Origin of the sequence: Dyadobacter sp. BHUBP1, assembly GCF_050587785.1 — a bacterium.
GTDB lineage: Bacteria > Bacteroidota > Bacteroidia > Cytophagales > Spirosomataceae > Dyadobacter.
The window spans coordinates 1,290,424-1,307,017 of record NZ_JBOBIH010000002.1; the positions used below are offsets into that span (position 1 = coordinate 1,290,424).

Sequence of the window (16,594 nt, forward strand, 5' to 3'; positions counted from 1 at the left end):
TTTAATTAAGAGGAAATATATTAAACAACAATCCCGGCAGGCCTTATGTTCGCCCGGCGGGCCTTTATACCATGGAGTCTTCCAGGTATGTCACCTCTGCATCTCCCCAAAGTTCTTCCAGATCGTAATGTTTGCGGCGTTCTTTGTTGAAAATATGCGCGACCACGTCGACATAATCAATCAAAATCCATTCTCCATTCGCCTTTCCTTCTTTTTGCCAGGGTTCTGTTTTGGATATTTTATAAACTTCTTCTTCGACCGAGTTGGCCAAAGCATCTATTTGAGTGTCGGAGTTCCCCGAGCAAATCACGAAAAAGTCAGTTATTGAATTTTTTACTTTTCTGAGGTCTAATATGGCAATGTCCAAACCCTTCTTTTCTGTCATGCCCTTCACAACCAGTTCGGTGAGATCTTTTGAGGATAGTTCTTTATTTTTGCGTTCTTTCATGCGTTGTTGTTTCCTTTTCTAAAACCCTAAAGTAAAACAAAAAAATTGTACAACTCTACACAGGACACGCTAATAATTGGTAAAAAAGTTATATATCTGCCAACTTGTCATTCCACCAACGACATAGCGGCTGAAATAGTATATGCGGGGCTGTTTGAGGAAGGAACGGTTGTCATTACCGATAATCAGGTGAAGGGAAGAGGCCAGCGCGGGACCGTCTGGAATGCTAATGCGGGCGAAAATCTTACATTTTCTGTCATACTCAAACCCACTTTTCTGCGTATTCAGGACCAATTTCTGATTAGCCAGATCACGGCACTGGGAATACGCGCATACCTGGGCAGCTACGTGCCCGACACCAAAGTGAAATGGCCCAATGACATTTACATGAACAACCGGAAATCCTGCGGCGTATTGATTGAAAACTCGCTTCAGGGAATGCGATATGCGCATTCGATTGTAGGTATCGGCGTCAATATCAATCAGTCGCAATTCGGGAATAGCCATGCCACCTCACTTTTCTGTGAAACCGGGTCGACATTTGTGTTAACAGAGGAATTTCACAAGCTGCTCAAATGCCTGGATGCCTATTATGTCCGGTTGAGGTCAGGAAACCAGCACGATGCGATCCGCGCCGAATATCTGAGTCATTTGTATGGTTATCAGCAAGATGTGAGGTTCCTGTACAAAGGGAATATAATAAATGGCTCGGTAACCAATGTGACCGAACTTGGGAAGTTGCGGGTTAAATTAGCTACCGAGCCGGAAGAATTGGAATTTGGTTTGAAGGAAATCGAATGGGTCAGGGATTGATCAGCCCCATTTGCCGATAACGGCCATCACCACTGCACAAATGCCTAATCCGAGCGACTCGCGTGCGAGCTCGATGTTGAGGCTTCTCATAGCAGTTTCACCAAAGAAAATGCCCTCGAATTCTGGCGGCCATTGCAGGATTGCTCCAACCAGGTAACCTGCTGCAAGTACATAAAACACCCATGAAGGCCAAAGCTCCCGGATACTCATGAAGCAGGCGAGGGCCGCGAAGCTGTAAATCGCAATCCAGGTGCCGGAATCCGGGTCATTGAGCTGCAAATAGGCAAAGATCACGAAAAGGATCCCGAAAAATATCTTTAAAAGTCTCATGACAAAGTGGGTTAAGAAATAAGAAAATGAAAGACTACGTTAAAAAGGCGTCACCGCTCACATATTAACCGTCGGTGCTATCTTTTTAACATATCTTTTACTGACAAAATTGCGCCAGTGCGTTCGCGGCATCGCTATATCCCAGGTTCATAGCCTGTTTCAGGCTGGTGCATCCCAAGTCTTTTTCGCCATCGTTGTACTGTGCGAGGCCCAGGCCGTAAAATGCCTTTCCGTATTGTCCGTCGAGTTTCACCGTTTGGCGAAATGCCAATGTCGCTTTTTTGAAATCCTGCGTCCGGTAGTAGGTATTGCCGAGGTTGTACCAGGCTTGTTTGTTATTGGCGTCGAGTTGGGTTGCTTTTTCGAAGTCCTTAATAGCGTCCGGCGTTTTGTCCATGAGCACGAGTAATTGGCCGCGGTTGAGGAAAATGTCGGCGGTATCGGGTGCGAGTTCGGCCGATTTGTTGTAGTCAGCAAATGCGGAATCGAGTTTGTTTTCGTCCGTATAGAGCAATGCGCGGTTGAAATAGGGGCGGTAAGAGCCGGGTTGCAGTTTAATGGCCTGGGCGAAGTCCAATAATGCATTGTCGTTCTCTTTCAGCTCGTAGTAGGCCACACCGCGAAGATTGAACGCGTCGGCATTGGCGGTATTTTTTTCAATCGCTTTGTTGATGAACTCAATGGCTTCGCGCGTCTTGCCCTGTTGCATGAGCTCTTTGCCTTTTTGGAGAAATGCTTCGGAAGATGGGGAGCAGGAGTAGAGGAAAATCAGAAAAAATAAAAAAAATAATCGAGGCATACTGGTTCATTTCTAGTTGATTCGCACAAAAGTAAGCGGAAACGTTACACGAATGTTTTCTTTTTGTGAATAAAATGTCCTTATCTTTGCACCCGGCAAATCGGAACTACCAGCTCCTTCCGAATCCCCCAGGTCCTGACGGAAGCAAGGGTAGGTGGTCGATGCGGTGAGATTCTCGGTTTGCCTTTTTTTATTTCTTCGCCTCAGGTTATTCCGTCTTTCTTTCTTTTTGGTTTTGTTCAGGGTTTTCTACTTTTGTGGAATATTCTAACCAATAAATTTTCAATATGAAATTTTTCATTGATACTGCGAACCTGAACGAAATTCGGGAAGCGCAGGCGCTTGGTGTATTAGACGGTGTTACCACCAACCCATCTTTGATGGCGAAAGAAGGAATTACAGGTAAGGATAATATAATGCGTCACTATAAGGCTATCTGCGATATCGTGGATGGTGATGTAAGCGCGGAAGTGATCTCGGTTGATTTCGAAGGAATGGTTCGCGAAGGCGAAGAGCTGGTTGAGATCGACGAGAAAATCGTCGTGAAAATTCCGATGATCAAAGAAGGTATCAAAGCTTTGAAATATTTTTCAGGAAAAGGCATCCGTACCAACTGTACGCTGATCTTCTCTCCCGGCCAGGCGCTCGTAGCTGCGAAAGCCGGTGCAACCTACGTTTCTCCGTTCGTAGGCCGCCTGGACGACATCTCAACAGACGGTATCGGCCTTATCGAGCAAATCCTGACTATTTACAGAAATTACGGTTTCGATACGCAAGTGCTGGCAGCCTCAGTTCGTCACCCAATGCACATTATCCAGTGCGCGGAAGTTGGTGCTGATGTTATGACCGGCCCGTTGAGCGCTATCGAAGCATTGCTGAAACACCCATTGACCGATATCGGTCTTGAGAAATTCCTTTCTGACTACAAAAAGGGAAATTCGTAATTGATGGACGTTTAAGTCATCCTGAGCGAAGTCGAAGGATAAGGGCGGAGACGCCTCGACGCTTCGACTCCGCTCAGCGTGACACGGCCGAATACACCACACTATTCATTTCGAGCATCCCGCTCCACATTTTTCATTTAGCACAATCATATGACCACCGATTCGACGGAGCCAATAATCAGACTGGAAAGGGCAGATATTTATCAGGGTGAGAGGCCTGTTTTGAACGACGTTCATTTTGAGATCAATAAGGGCGAATTCGTTTACCTCATCGGTCGCACCGGTAGTGGTAAAAGCTCGCTTTTAAAAACACTATACGCCGATTTATGGCTGCATACCGGTTCTGCCAAAGTGGCCGGGTATGAGCTTCACAATATCAAAAGGGCCGATATTCCCTTCCTTCGCCGCCGCATAGGCATTGTTTTTCAGGATTTTCAATTGCTTTCCGACCGCTCTGTCGAGGATAACCTTTCGTTCGTGCTGCGCGCGACGGGCTGGGAAGACAAAGGCAAAATATCCAAACGCATTGCCGAAGTACTCATGCAGGTAGGTTTGGGGACGGCACAGAAAAGAATGCCCCACCAGCTATCGGGCGGTGAGCAGCAGCGCGTGGTAATTGCCCGTGCGATGCTCAACGAGCCCCAAATCCTGATCGCCGATGAGCCAACCGGTAATCTTGACCCGGAGGTAGGCGACCAGATCATGCAGGTTTTCCGCACGATCAACAATGCGGGAACCGCGATACTAATGGCAACACACAACCACGATTTTCTCAAGCGCTTCCCCGCCCGCGTGATCAAATGCGAGAATGGCGGGGTTACAGTAAGCGAATAAGATATTAAATATGCAAAAAGGGCGTCTGATCCACTCAGACGCCCTTTTTGCATATTTAAACTCCTATTTTGCCTTCATATCGATGATCGGTATGATCATCTCTTCGAGAGATACGCCGCCGTGCTGGAAAGTGTCACGGTAAAGGTTTACGTATTGGTTGTAGTTATTCGGATACGCGAAGAAATAATCTTCTTTGGTAAAGACGTACGACGTCGAAACGTGCGGTTTGGGTAGGAAAATGCGCTCCGGCTTGCGGCATACCATCAAATGATTGTCGTCGAAGCCGAGATTTTTGCCGTGTTTGTAACGGAGGTTCGTATTCGTTTCGCGGTAGCCGATGATTTTCACGGGTTTCTGCACACGGATCATGCCGTGGTCGGTGGTGAGGATCAGGCGGCCTTTCTTCTCGGCTACTTTACGAATGAAATCCAACAGTGGCGAATGCTGGAACCAGGAGCGGGTAATCGAGCGGTAAGCCGCTTCGTCGGGCGCGAGCTCCTTGATCATCTGCACATCCGTGCGCGCGTGGGAAAGCATATCCACAAAGTTGTAGACAATCACATTCAGCTGGTTGGTCAGCAGATTGTTGAATGTATCTACCAGTGCTTTGCCCTGGTTGGTGTTCAGGATTTTGGAATATGAAAATTTGATATTCAAATGATTCATTTCCAGTTGTTTTTGAAGAAAATCCTGCTCGTGGTTGTTCAGGCCTTCCTCGCCTTCCGGGGTGTTTTCGTCACTTACCCACCATTGCGGGTGCTTACGCTCCATTTCGCTGGGCATGAGGCCGGAGAAGATCGCGTTACGTGCGTAACCTGTCGTGGTTGGCAAAATGGAGTAATACGACGATTCCTCCTCGATATTGAAATACTCCTGCAAAATCGGCTGGATCATTTTCCATTGGTCATAGCGGAAGTTGTCGATCAGGAGGAAAAATACCGGCTCGCTCGATCCTTTCAAATGCGGGAATACCTTTTGTTTCATCAACTGATGCGAGAGGATCGGCTTATCCGAACGCGGGTCGTTGAGCCACTCTTCGTACTCATCCTCAATGAATTTGCAGAAATTGGCATTCGCCTCGCTTTTCTGCATGCTGAAAACTTCGGCCATTCCCTGGTCGTCGGAGCTTTCAAGTTCCAGCTCCCAGTAAATGAGTTTCTTGTAAATATCCGCCCATTCCTCGTGCCCAATGCGGTCCTGGTATTGCATGGCCAGGCTGCGAAATTCCTGCTGATAGCTGAGAGTAGTCTTTTCGGTCACCAGACGTTTGTTGTCCAGAATTTTCTTAACCGAAAGTAATATCTGGTTGGGATTCAGTGGCTTGATGAGGTAATCATCGATTTTGGAACCGATGGCATCCTCCATAATGTGTTCCTCTTCGCTCTTCGTGATCATCACTACCGGCAGGTTCGGCTGCTGTTGCTTAATCTGCGCGAGCGTTTCGAGACCGGTCATGCCCGGCATCATTTCGTCGAGGAAGACTATGTCAAACCGGTCATTCTCAATACGGTCCAGCGCATCCGCGCCGCTGTTTACGGGCGTAACGTTGTAACCTTTATTGGTGAGGAACATGATATGTGGTTTGAGAAGATCTATTTCGTCATCGGCCCAAAGGATGTTATATTGCATAAGGCTCTTTTTTCAAATGGTAATTAGTTTAAAACAATAAAAGGCTAACGCATCGGAAGAAGCTGGTCGTATACGTAAAACGGTTTTAACGTTTTTTAAGAAATATACGGCTAATCCTTATACGTTAACCTTCCTTGTAAAAAATGTATTCCACAAAGGCTTGTTAAGACAAAAATTTTCGGGTGACCCGGTCGAGGTCATCGGGTGTGTCCACGCCATGCGAATCATCTGATGTGACTACCGCCTTGATCGCGTAACCGTTTTCGAGCCAGCGCAATTGTTCAAGGGCCTCGGCTTTTTCCAGCGAGGAAACGGGAAGTTTGGTAATCTCGGCCAGAACATCGGTTCTGTATGCGTAAATGCCAATGTGTTTATAAAAAACATGGGATTTCAGAAACTCCTCCTGGCTCTGCGCATTACGCAGGTAAGGGATCGTTTGTCGGCTGAAATACATCACTTCATCTCGCTTATTCAGAACCGCCTTTGGCACATTCACGTTAAAGAGAATGTCGTCATTGTCGATCACCTTCACCAACGTGGCCAGCTCGGTTTCACCATTCAGGACGGAGGCGAGGTGATCAATCGGCTCCGGGCTGATAAAAGGTTCGTCGCCCTGGATGTTGACGACGTAATCGTATTGGCCGTCTGTTTTGCTCAGTGCTTCAAAGCAGCGGTCGGTGCCGCTTTGATGGTCCTGTGAGGTCATTACCGCAGTTCCGCCGAATTCGCTGACGTGGTTCAGTATCCTTTCATCGTCCGTGGCTACGATAACCTGATCGAGTTGAGTAGCTTTGGAAGCTTGTTCGTAGACCCGCTGGATCATGCTTTTCCCTCCGATATCCACCAAAGCTTTGGCAGGGAACCGGGTAGAAGCGTAGCGGGCGGGTATTATTCCTAGAATGCGCACGAGGTCGTTATCAGTTAAATTGGAATTCAAAATAAAGGTAAAAAATTGCAAAATCTTTTTTCGTTCCGGTTTTCGGAAAACATCTGGCGGGTAATGCCCGATGCCGATCCAGGTAGTTCTCTGTGGGCCATCGAGTTACGTAACCCTGAAAGACGTGAAGTCTCGTTTGCAGTGATCGATATCCATAACTTCGCCGTAAAATGGCAGCGGCAGGTGGAAGGTACGGATTGGTGGACGTCCCTGATGGCTTTTTCCGATGGCCATATTTTTTTACACAATTACCGCTATCCCGAGATTCCCGAACCGACGGACCTCCTTGCCGTGAATGCGGAAACCGGATTGTTGTCATGGATTTTACCTAACCACTTACTGGTCAGTAATGCAGGAAACGGCTTGCTGGAAGTGGCTACCAAGCAGGGCGATTTATTTAAACACCTGCATTGCAATGCCGCTACGGGCGAGCTGCTACCATTAAATACGGAACTGCCGGAACCGGCGTACGAAATAATTTTAACCGAACCCGTTCGTTACATCGAAGGGAATACATACTTCGGGCGGCTCGCGCAATTTATTAGCAACGCAACCGGCGGTCACAACTCCGCAGCCATTGATTATTTGGAGAAAAGACCCTATATAATCTTTTCTTATTATATTTACGAGCAAGATAAAACAGTGCAATACCTCCTCATAGTGACCGATCAGAAGCAGCAGGTCTTACACGAGAAACTATCGGAAGAGCGGGAAGGAATAGGCCGCTCGACAATGATGCTGAAAGCGTCCACACTGGTTTATCTAAAAAATAGCAACGAGTTTTCGAGTTTAACGCTTTCATAATAAATGAAATATATTTTTTGCCTGGCCCTTTTGGCGGGATTGATGACAGGTTTGACAAGTGCCCGGGCTGAGGGATTGAATGCTGTTGACTCTGTGGGGGTTGAAAAGGTAGGAGGGAAGATCTTCATTATACATAAGGTTAACCAGGGCCAGACGATGTTCGCCGTCGTGCGGCAATACGGAACCACCATTCACGCCTTGCGCGAAGCCAATCCAGGCATGAGCGACCAAATCCAATCGGGGCAGACGATCAGGGTGCCTTACACGCCTAAGGTCACCAAGAAAGAGGCCAAAAAAGACGAAAAGAAAGAAGACAAAAAGGAATTAGTGAAAGCGGAGGTGAAGGAAACCAAGCCTGTTGCTGATATACCTTCGGTAGCTACCAGTACTTCTGCGCCGTCGGCATCTTCGGCCGCAGCACTTCCCGACAATGGCATTCACAAAGTAGAACCCGGCCAGACATTGTATCGTGTAGCTGTGAAATACGGCGTGCTGATGGCTGATCTGCGTAAATGGAACAATTTGACAGACGATAACCTTAAAGATGGCCAAGAACTGATTGTAAGCGAGAAAGGAATAGAAAAAGCGGCTGCACCGGTGGCAGCACCGCCTGCGAAAGTGGCAACAACGGTTGTGAAAGATTCTGTGAAAGCCAAAACGGCGGTTCCGGAAAAAGTGGTGAAGCCCGTGGAGGAAGTAGCTCCGCCGAAAGTGGTGAAAAGCAAGAAAAAGTCGGAATCGGGCCTTGCAGAAGTGATTGAAACGGACGAAAGTACCAGCAAATTCCTGGGCTTGCACCGTACCGCGCCGATCGGCTCGCTGGTGGAGGTTTTGAATGAATACAACCAGGAGAAAATCATCGTCCGAATTATCGGCCGCATTCCCGACACCAGCGTAAACGACGACATCGTGATCAAACTGTCGTCACGCGCATTTGAAAAAGTTTCCCCCAACAGCAAACGATTCAGGGCCGTAGTGAGTTACCTTGAATAACTACGGAGACATATTATGAAACACGCACCACAGTTTCGTTCTAAAAGAGAAGAAGAACGGGAAGCGCTCAAAAACACGCCCGGGTACAAGGTTTGGAGTGTTATGTTTACGCTTCTGTACCCGTTTATCGCCGTATTTACATTCCTTTTTTCGGGTATTGTAATGATTTTTTCAGGTATCTCACGCGTGCTGGCCTACTTGTTCGGAGGTAGTCATGCCAGACATTGATTCCACCGCATATCCGCCTGAGTATGTTGCCGAGCTGCTCGATAAAAAGGTAGCGCAATACAACAAATCCGATTTCATTGCCTTCGACCCGATCAGTATCCCGCACAGGTTTTCGGCAAAGCAGGACATTGAAATCATGGGTTTCTGGGCGGCAGTACTTGCCTGGGGCCAGCGCAAAACCATTATCAACAAATGCCTGGAACTGGCCGCATTAATGGACAATGCGCCCTACGACTTCGTGCGCAATCATCACGAGAACGACCTGAAACCGTTCCTGCATTTCAAACACCGTACTTTCAACGCTACCGATACCCTCTATTTCCTGCATTTTTTTCAGGAGTACTACAAAATCCACGACTCACTGGAGTACGCATTCAGCGGTCATTTGAAGCCGACCGACATTACGATCGAAAACGCGCTAATTGGCTTCCACGACCTATTTTCGAACTCCGAAATCTTCCCCGCACGTACACGCAAGCACATTGCTACGCCAGCCCGGAAATCCTCATGCAAGCGCCTGAACATGTTCTTGCGCTGGATGGTACGTAAGGACAGCCACGGCGTCGACTTTGGCATCTGGAACACCCTCCGCCCCGCACAACTCGTTTGCCCCTGCGATGTCCACGTCGACCGCGTAGCGCGCATCCTGGGTCTCATCAAACGCCCTGTTACCGACTGGCAGACTGCCACCGAGCTTACTGCATCGCTGCGGTTTCTTGATCCCAATGATCCTGTGAAGTATGACTTTGCATTGTTTGGATTGGGGATTGAGGGGTTTGCCAATTAGAAAAGCTTTTTGACTTCCAGATAATTAGGGTTTAAACCAAAGTATTTTGTCAATTTATCATGGGTACTTTGTAATTAATTCAAGGCAAAAAATGCTCTAAATCCGCTAAGTAACGTCATTGTTCCGCTGGTACAACCAATTCTTAATTCAAAATTTCCCTTTCAAACTTGTGCTGTCAAAAAGCGATTTGAAGACCATTTCATTCAATTTAAACATGCACGATTATGAAAAACAGTTACAAAATGGTAATTACGTTGTTCGCAGGAGCCCTCTACTTGCCTTATGCAAATGCTCAAACACACTTTGGAGAAGGGGTTGGTACAGTTGGGGGAGGACACGTATTCATCGGCACCTACGCCGGTAAATCAAATGGAGCTAATGGGTTATACAATACTTACATCGGCTATGGATCGGGAACGAAGGGCGTTACGGACTTTGGGAATGTTTATTTGGGGAGTTTTAGCGGTGAAAAGGCTGAGAACAGTTCTTCGAATATCTTTATTGGAAGCTCCGCTGGGCAGAATCATACTAATGGGGATGGCAACATCTACATGGGTTATCAAGCAGGAATGTTCACGTCCGGTAGTCTTAATGTAGGCATTGGACGCTGGGCTGGCCAGAAATCAAAAGGCACACAAAATTGCTTTTTGGGGAATGAAAGCGGATTGATGAATGAAGCTGGAAGCTACAACGTCTTTATGGGAGCCAAGGCCGGGACCAGCAATGAAACCGGAAACTTTAATACTTTCCTCGGCCATGGGGCAGGCCTAAGTAATACAAACGGCGAAAAGAACACTTATTTGGGTTATGCCGCGGGAGGTAATGCCGGTTTGGTAAATGCGACTGCCGTCGGAGCATCAGCAATGGTCACGGGCAGTCATTGCCTGGTTTTGGGAAATAATGCCAATGTCGGTATCGGCTATTCTGCCCCGTTCTATCAACTACAACTAAGCAAAAGCATTGCAGCTAAGGCAGGGTCCTCGGCTTGGTCGGTAGTGTCAGATTCAAGACTTAAGAGGAATGTAACGGAGTTTACAGATGGCTTGAATCAATTAAAACAAATCAAACCCGTGTGGTTTCAGTACAATGGCAAAGCGGGCATTGAAACCGGCGATACGAAGTTCGTAGGCATCATCGCGCAGGAAATGCAGAAAATAGCGCCTTACACGGTTGGTACATTTGTATACCAAGATTCGCTGGGCAACAAAACAGAATACCTGGATTATGATGCCAATGCGGTTACTTATATTCTAATCAACTCCGTGAAGGAGCAGCAGCGCATTATCGAGGATAAGGAAGCCCAAATACAGAATCTGGAAAGTCGGCTTGAAAGGTTGGAGCGCTTAGTGAGCGCTACGCCAGGGGGTTTCAACAGCGCTGGAAAAGAGGCTGGCAGTTTGGAGCAAAATGTTCCCAACGGCTTTTCGAATAAGACTTCCATTAAGTATTTCATTCCGCAATCTGTAAACACAGCCGTAATCGATATTTACACAGTGGCGGGAGTAAAAGTGAGCTCTCATACGATATTAGAGCGTGGGGCAGGTGAATTGGTGATTTCAGCAGATAAATACCGGAGCGGGGTGCACGTCTATGACCTGATTATGGATGGTAAGAGTTTGGGGGCAAAGAAGATGGTAGTAGAATAGGAGATATGATTAGCAGAATCAAGAGGGCTTTGGTAACGAAGCTCTCTTTTTGTTTCCTAATGAACAATAGTATGATCGAATAACGGGGCATGCCTGATGCACAGACCTCCGATAACTAACCCTGAGTATCCGCTGCGTCATTGCTTTTCCGTTCTCCCGGAGCTTCCAGCCAGTTTTGTACTAGTTACAAAATCAATCGAGGTAAATCCTCAATCATTTAAAACATTATTGATCATGAAAAAATGGTACAGAACGGCAGGAGTATTGTTACTTGGGATTCACACGCTTTCACAAGTACAAGCGCAAGGTACTCATTACGGGCAAGGTGCAGGGACGCAAGGAGTAGGCCATGCTTTCTTTGGCGTCGATGCCGGAAAAATGAATGTGGGGAAAGAAAATACTTACATAGGCCATGAGGCAGGGAGGGATGGAACTATTGGCTATCAGAATACCTACGTTGGATTTAACGCGGGGAAAGTGACGAATTCTAACTATAACACAATGATCGGCGCGCGGGCTGGTGAGAACTCCACAGGGCAAATAAATACATTTATCGGATACACCGCTGGGCAAAATACGAAAGGGCATTCCAACACTTTTATAGGATTCGGAGCTGGCGATGGGAACATATATGGAAATTGGAACACGTACATGGGACTTTATGCTGGTCATCAAGGCGATGACAATACGATTGTTGGTTACAATGCAGGACCTGAAAATACAGGAAATGAGAACGCATTTTTTGGAAAGGGAACCGGATTTAAGGTCAAGCTAGGTTCTTATAATACCTTTATCGGAACACATGCGGGCTTTAATGCGACAAGCGGTACTGGCAACGCTTTTTTTGGGCGTAAAGCCGGATATGGAACTACTATCGGAAACAGTAATTCTTTTTTTGGTTATCAAGCAGGAATTTTCAATACTACTGGAAGCAACAATACTTATTTGGGCTATCAGAGCGGGGGAAATGCCACACTTACCAATGCCACGGCGATAGGGGCGAATGCGTTGGTGACGGCTAGCAACAGTGTTGTACTAGGCAATAGCGCCAAAGTAGGTATAGGCTATTCTGCACCGTCCTTCCAACTCCACCTCAGCACCGACGCCGCTGCCAAAGCCGGATCGCCGGATTGGATCGTAGCCTCCGATAGCCGTCTCAAAAAGAGCATTTCCAACTTCACAGACGGCCTCGATTTGTTGAAACAAATCCGTCCCGTCTGGTTCCAATACAACGGGCAGGCCGGAATTGAAACCGGCGACAAGAAGTTCGTAGGCGTCATCGCCCAGGAAATGCAAAAAATTGCCCCATATACCATCGGAACATTTGCTTATCAGGATTCATTAGGAAATAAAACGGAATACCTGGATTACGACGCGAATGCCGTAACCTACATTCTAATTAACTCCGTCAAAGAGCAGCAGCAGGTTATTGAGCAGAAGGATGCGGAGTTGAAAGAAATGAATGCGCAGGTAGCTGATTTGTCGAAGCGGCTCGAACAATTGGAGCGGATCGTAGCTTCTAATACCGCGAAACCTCTGAATGGCAGTGCAGCGAGGATGGAGCCGAATGCCAATGGAGTAGTTCTCGAACAAAATGTTCCGAACGGATTTACCGGAAGTTCGGCGATTAAATACTTTATTCCGCACTCGGTGAAGGAGGCAAGAGTGGATGTGTATGCAGTAAACGGTATGAAAGTGAATTCCTATCCGGTGAAGGAGCGGGGTGAAGGCCAGCTGACGATTTCGGCAGGAGATTTTCAGAATGGCGTTTTTCTTTATGATCTGGTAACGGATGGAAAGAGCAATGGCGTGAAGAAAATGGTGGTTCAGAAATAAGACACTATAATTGCATTAAAAGCAAAAGCGGGCTCCCGAGAGGAAACCCGCTTTTACCATTTCTACTGAAAATCAGTTTTACAATGCAGCATTCTCGAATCGCACCGATTCAATCGAGAACAAGGGTTTGCTACCCGCTTCTGCATTTTTAAATACAAAATAGACATTGTGCAGTTTGCCATCGGCTGGCACTTTCACCGGAATGCTGATCGTTTCCGACTTATCTACTTTACCTTCACCGATTTTGGTTCCCGCAACGCCATCGAGGCGGACTTCCAGCGTTCCTCCGGCAGAGCGAGCCGCATTACTTCCAACCGCAACAGCCAATTTTGAAATTTCGCTCAAGTCGATATCATCAAAAGCGATGAAACCGCCATCTTTCATGCCGATCACCATTTCATTGCCATTGTCACCTTTGTATTTGAAGGTGTTTTTGGTGGTGTCGGCCATGTTTGCCATTAGGGTCGCGGGGCGCAATGCTACGGTTTTCGAGCCTGTCAATGGACCCATGTTGCCGTTACCTTTGTCGGTATAGCTGGCTGTGAAGATGTATGAACCCTGCTTTTTCTTAGCCTCGGTTATATAAGAGCTCTTCAACGGCTTTTTGTCAACAGCTTTTTGATTATTGAGGTCCAGAATATATTTCACCATTTCCTCGATTTCCTCTGGCTTGTGTTGCGGGTGGCCGGGCATTGCCTGCTCGCCCCACACGCCGCTACCGCCCTTCAAAACCTTGTCTGTAAGCGTTTTCAAAGAATTGCGCTCTCTGGCGTACTTCTTCGCGACCTCGCGGTAAGCGGGGCCGATTGACTTCTTATCAATCGAGTGGCAGGCTTTACAATCGCTCAGTTCGATCATTCGCCTACCGGTTTCGAAGCCGCTGTTTGCCTGGTGGCCTTGTGCGAGTTGCGTTTTGTCGAAACCTTCGAGGTAGTTGATGGTCAGCGTTACCTCGTCTTCCGGGATCTTTTTGTTGGCCAGGCTGCCGTCTTCCTTATCTGAAACTGAAACTTCATAGTTTACGGGCTTATCGTTCCAGTAAAATGTCTTATTGCCTTTGATAGTCACATCCACTTTTGGAATAGCATTGCCCACGCGTATGACCACGTCCGAGGTGTTGGAGTTGCCCGCATTGTCGGTCACTTTCAAAGTTGCGGTGTATTCACCTGCCTTAGCGTACGTGAAGCTTGGGTTAGCCAGTGTGCTTTTAGGCAGACCTTTGCCAAATGACCATTCATATTTAATCGGATCGCCGTCATAATCCAGCGAGCCTTTGGAAGAGAAATTTACTTTCAAAGGAGTAGCTCCGGTGGTATTGGTAGCGCTCGCGACAGCCACTGGAACGCGGTTACCTGCATTGAAGGTGATGTGTGACAGGCTGGCTTCGTCGTTCTGTGCGAACCAGTTGGGGCCGTATTCCAAAGTATACAATGAACCGTCTTTCGCAAACTGCATGTCGATCGGGTGGCTGAACTTGGTGCCCGGCATGAAACGCTCGATGCTTTGCAGATCGCCCTTCTCGTTCATGGTCACGATGTTAATGTAATCGCGGATCCAGTCGTAGGCGAAGAATTTGCCATTGTAATAGGAAGGGAATTTAACCTTGCTATCCTGATAATCAGCAGCATAATATACCGGGCCAGCCATAGCATTACGCCCTCCTTTGCCTACAATCGCCCCAAATTCCGGTGAATCGGCATATGGGTAATAAATGAACGCAGGCTGAGCAGGCGGCAATTCCTGTAAACCGGTGTTATGCGGCGAGTTATTGATCGGTTTCAAAGGATCGAACGGCTTGCCGGAAGTGCTGTCGGCGAAGTTGAAATCGATATACGGCCTGTTGTTGGCGATAAACAGCGGATAACCGAAATAACCTGCTTTTCTGGCCTGGTTCACCTCGTCATAACCTCTCGGTCCGCGCTTGGGATCGTCGTTAGACGCGTCGGGACCTACATCTCCCCAGTACAAATAGCCTGTGTGCTGATCCACTGAAATACGATAAGGGTTGCGGGTACCCATTACGTAAATCTCCGGACGGGTCTTATCTGTTCCGGGAGGGAACAAGTTGCCTTCGGGAATGTCGTACAGGTTAGTGCCGCCCGGCATATTCGCACGACGGTCGCCGTAGCGGGGTTTGATACGCAATACTTTTCCTCTCAATGAGTTGGTATTGGAAGAAGTGTGCTGGCCATCCCATCCTTCACGTCCCGGGCGTTCGTCGATTGGCCCATATCCATTGGATTGGAACGGGTTCACGTCGTCACCGGTGGACAGATAGAGGTTCCCTTTCGCATCCCAGGCGATAGAACCGCCAGTATGGCAGCAGTCTGTGCGTTTTACTGGTACAGTCAGAAGCACTTCTTCCGTACTGAGCAGCACCGTGTCCTTCACATCGTCATATTTGAACCTCGACAAATGCTGCGCGGTATCTTTTTCCGACGATGGGGGAGAATAGTACATGTATACCAGCTTGTTGGTTTTGAAGTTAGGGTCAATATTCAGGCCCATTAACCCGTATTCCTGTTTGGTATAAACGGGTACTTCACCCACGAGTTTAATCTTCCCGGTTTTGGGATTGTAGAGTTTAACCTTTCCCTTTCTTTCGGTGAAAAGTACACGTTGGTCATCGAGAACGACGAGTTCGGTCGGCTCGTCGAGCTTGGAAGCCAATACTTTTTTAGTAAAGCGGTTTTCTTCCGGGCGGGATTTGGAATAATCCAGCTTCGACGCCATGGCCCAGTTGAGCCCGCCGGTCAGGTGTTTTACAAAAACGGGATTGGTATAAGTAGCATCTTCATGCCCGAAGTTCGTGTAAAATGCACGGCCCCCATCGAACTCGTGGTACCACGACATCGGGTGGTTGTCGCCCATTTTGCCATCCTTGTAAGTCTTTTCATCGATCTTCACAAGGACGTTCACTTTCTCATTAAAGTTTTTGAAATCGTAAAATTCGTCCTTGATCTTCCACTTTTTTGGAAAACCATCCATCGAAGGGTGCTGATCATTCACTACAAACGCTTCGCCTTCCTGCACATTCGGGTTGCCTGGGTGGCTCAGGAATTGTGCGCCTGCGAGTTTGTTGTACCATCGCCAATCGTATTCGGTATCGGTTGCCGCGTGAATACCCACGTAGCCGCCGCCCGCCTGGATGTAGCGCTCAAATGCATCCTGCTGCTTGTCGTTCAGTACATTACCGGTGGTGTTCAGGAATATGACTGCGCTGTATTTTTGCAGATTTTTATTGGTAAAAACAGCCGCATTTTCAGTAGTGTCTACCGCAAAGCCAGTTTCTTTACCTAGTTTTAAAATGGCTGTTTTCCCTGCGGGGATAGAAGAGTGCCGGAAGCCGGCGGTTTTGGAGAATACCAGCACACGCTTTTCCGGCGTCACCGTCTGGGCCGTAGCCACCAGACCGCAACATGCCAGGGCCGTCACGCCGGCAACCCTGAAACGTTTTAAAACTTTTCGAAAAGGGGATTCATTCATTAGATTGGTTGGTATTGGTTAACGTAGAAAAAACCTACCTTCCATAAGGAAGATAGGTTTTCAATATACTTGTAAGATCG

At 47.5% G+C, this 16,594-nt stretch carries 15 protein-coding genes; 9 read left to right on the forward strand and 6 right to left on the reverse strand.

Translation table 11 applies throughout. From position 1 onward, the window contains the following. Positions 1-64 precede the first annotated feature (64 nt). Complete coding sequence (gene rsfS / locus ACQ4MZ_RS12085) at positions 65-448, reverse strand: ribosome silencing factor (protein ID WP_015814482.1); 384 nt, start codon at positions 446-448, stop codon at positions 65-67. A 45-nt stretch (positions 449-493) separates the two neighbouring features. Here rsfS and ACQ4MZ_RS12090 point away from each other — a divergent pair, with 45 nt between their 5' ends. Next, the gene (locus ACQ4MZ_RS12090) at positions 494-1,261 is read left to right on the forward strand and encodes a biotin--[acetyl-CoA-carboxylase] ligase (RefSeq protein WP_430845306.1); all 768 of its coding nucleotides are present in this window, start codon (positions 494-496) and stop codon (positions 1,259-1,261) included. On the opposite strand, the gene ACQ4MZ_RS12095 is transcribed toward ACQ4MZ_RS12090, so the two are convergent. Both ACQ4MZ_RS12095 and ACQ4MZ_RS12100 read right to left on the reverse strand, forming a co-directional pair. Further along, positions 1,262-1,591, reverse strand: a complete 330-nt coding sequence (locus tag ACQ4MZ_RS12095; RefSeq protein ID WP_430845308.1) for a transmembrane 220 family protein — start codon at positions 1,589-1,591, stop codon at positions 1,262-1,264. A gap of 97 nt (positions 1,592-1,688) precedes the next feature. Then, positions 1,689-2,390, reverse strand: coding sequence for a tetratricopeptide repeat protein (locus ACQ4MZ_RS12100; protein WP_430845310.1), 702 nt, complete (start codon positions 2,388-2,390; stop codon positions 1,689-1,691). A gap of 287 nt (positions 2,391-2,677) precedes the next feature. On the opposite strand from ACQ4MZ_RS12100, the gene fsa reads away from it, so the two are divergent. Continuing rightward, complete coding sequence (gene fsa / locus ACQ4MZ_RS12105) at positions 2,678-3,334, forward strand: fructose-6-phosphate aldolase (RefSeq protein ID WP_430845312.1); 657 nt, start codon at positions 2,678-2,680, stop codon at positions 3,332-3,334. Between the two features lie 150 nt (positions 3,335-3,484). Beyond that, entirely contained in the window at positions 3,485-4,168 is a 684-nt protein-coding gene (locus ACQ4MZ_RS12110) for a cell division ATP-binding protein FtsE (protein WP_430845314.1), read from the forward strand. Between the two features lie 63 nt (positions 4,169-4,231). On the opposite strand, the gene ACQ4MZ_RS12115 is transcribed toward ACQ4MZ_RS12110, so the two are convergent. Continuing rightward, positions 4,232-5,797, reverse strand: a complete 1,566-nt coding sequence (locus tag ACQ4MZ_RS12115; RefSeq protein WP_430845316.1) for a PglZ domain-containing protein — start codon at positions 5,795-5,797, stop codon at positions 4,232-4,234. Between the two features lie 163 nt (positions 5,798-5,960). Next, positions 5,961-6,704, reverse strand: a complete 744-nt coding sequence (gene kdsB / locus ACQ4MZ_RS12120; protein ID WP_430845366.1) for a 3-deoxy-manno-octulosonate cytidylyltransferase — start codon at positions 6,702-6,704, stop codon at positions 5,961-5,963. Between the two features lie 45 nt (positions 6,705-6,749). On the opposite strand from kdsB, the gene ACQ4MZ_RS12125 reads away from it, so the two are divergent. The 6 genes from ACQ4MZ_RS12125 (at position 6,750) to ACQ4MZ_RS12150 (ending at position 13,028) form a co-directional block, all read left to right on the forward strand. Continuing rightward, the gene (locus ACQ4MZ_RS12125; RefSeq protein ID WP_430845318.1) at positions 6,750-7,538 is read left to right on the forward strand and encodes a DUF4905 domain-containing protein; all 789 of its coding nucleotides are present in this window, start codon (positions 6,750-6,752) and stop codon (positions 7,536-7,538) included. Between the two features lie 3 nt (positions 7,539-7,541). Continuing rightward, the gene (locus ACQ4MZ_RS12130) at positions 7,542-8,531 is read left to right on the forward strand and encodes a LysM peptidoglycan-binding domain-containing protein (protein ID WP_430845319.1); all 990 of its coding nucleotides are present in this window, start codon (positions 7,542-7,544) and stop codon (positions 8,529-8,531) included. A gap of 15 nt (positions 8,532-8,546) precedes the next feature. Next, positions 8,547-8,759 (forward strand): hypothetical protein, encoded by a 213-nt coding sequence (locus ACQ4MZ_RS12135; RefSeq protein ID WP_353721444.1) that lies wholly within the window; start codon positions 8,547-8,549, stop codon positions 8,757-8,759. Continuing rightward, positions 8,746-9,546 (forward strand): TIGR02757 family protein, encoded by an 801-nt coding sequence (locus ACQ4MZ_RS12140; RefSeq protein WP_430845321.1) that lies wholly within the window; start codon positions 8,746-8,748, stop codon positions 9,544-9,546. The genes ACQ4MZ_RS12135 and ACQ4MZ_RS12140 overlap by 14 nt, the downstream gene beginning before the upstream one ends. Before the next feature lie 224 nt (positions 9,547-9,770). Continuing rightward, complete coding sequence (locus ACQ4MZ_RS12145; RefSeq protein WP_430845323.1) at positions 9,771-11,192, forward strand: tail fiber domain-containing protein; 1,422 nt, start codon at positions 9,771-9,773, stop codon at positions 11,190-11,192. Between the two features lie 234 nt (positions 11,193-11,426). Further along, positions 11,427-13,028, forward strand: a complete 1,602-nt coding sequence (locus ACQ4MZ_RS12150) for a tail fiber domain-containing protein (protein WP_430845325.1) — start codon at positions 11,427-11,429, stop codon at positions 13,026-13,028. A gap of 78 nt (positions 13,029-13,106) precedes the next feature. Here the strand turns inward: ACQ4MZ_RS12150 and ACQ4MZ_RS12155 are convergent, their stop codons facing one another. After that, on the reverse strand, positions 13,107-16,514 hold the full coding sequence (locus ACQ4MZ_RS12155; protein WP_430845326.1) for a ThuA domain-containing protein: 3,408 nt from the start codon (positions 16,512-16,514) through the stop codon (positions 13,107-13,109). Positions 16,515-16,594: the final 80 nt, after the last annotated feature.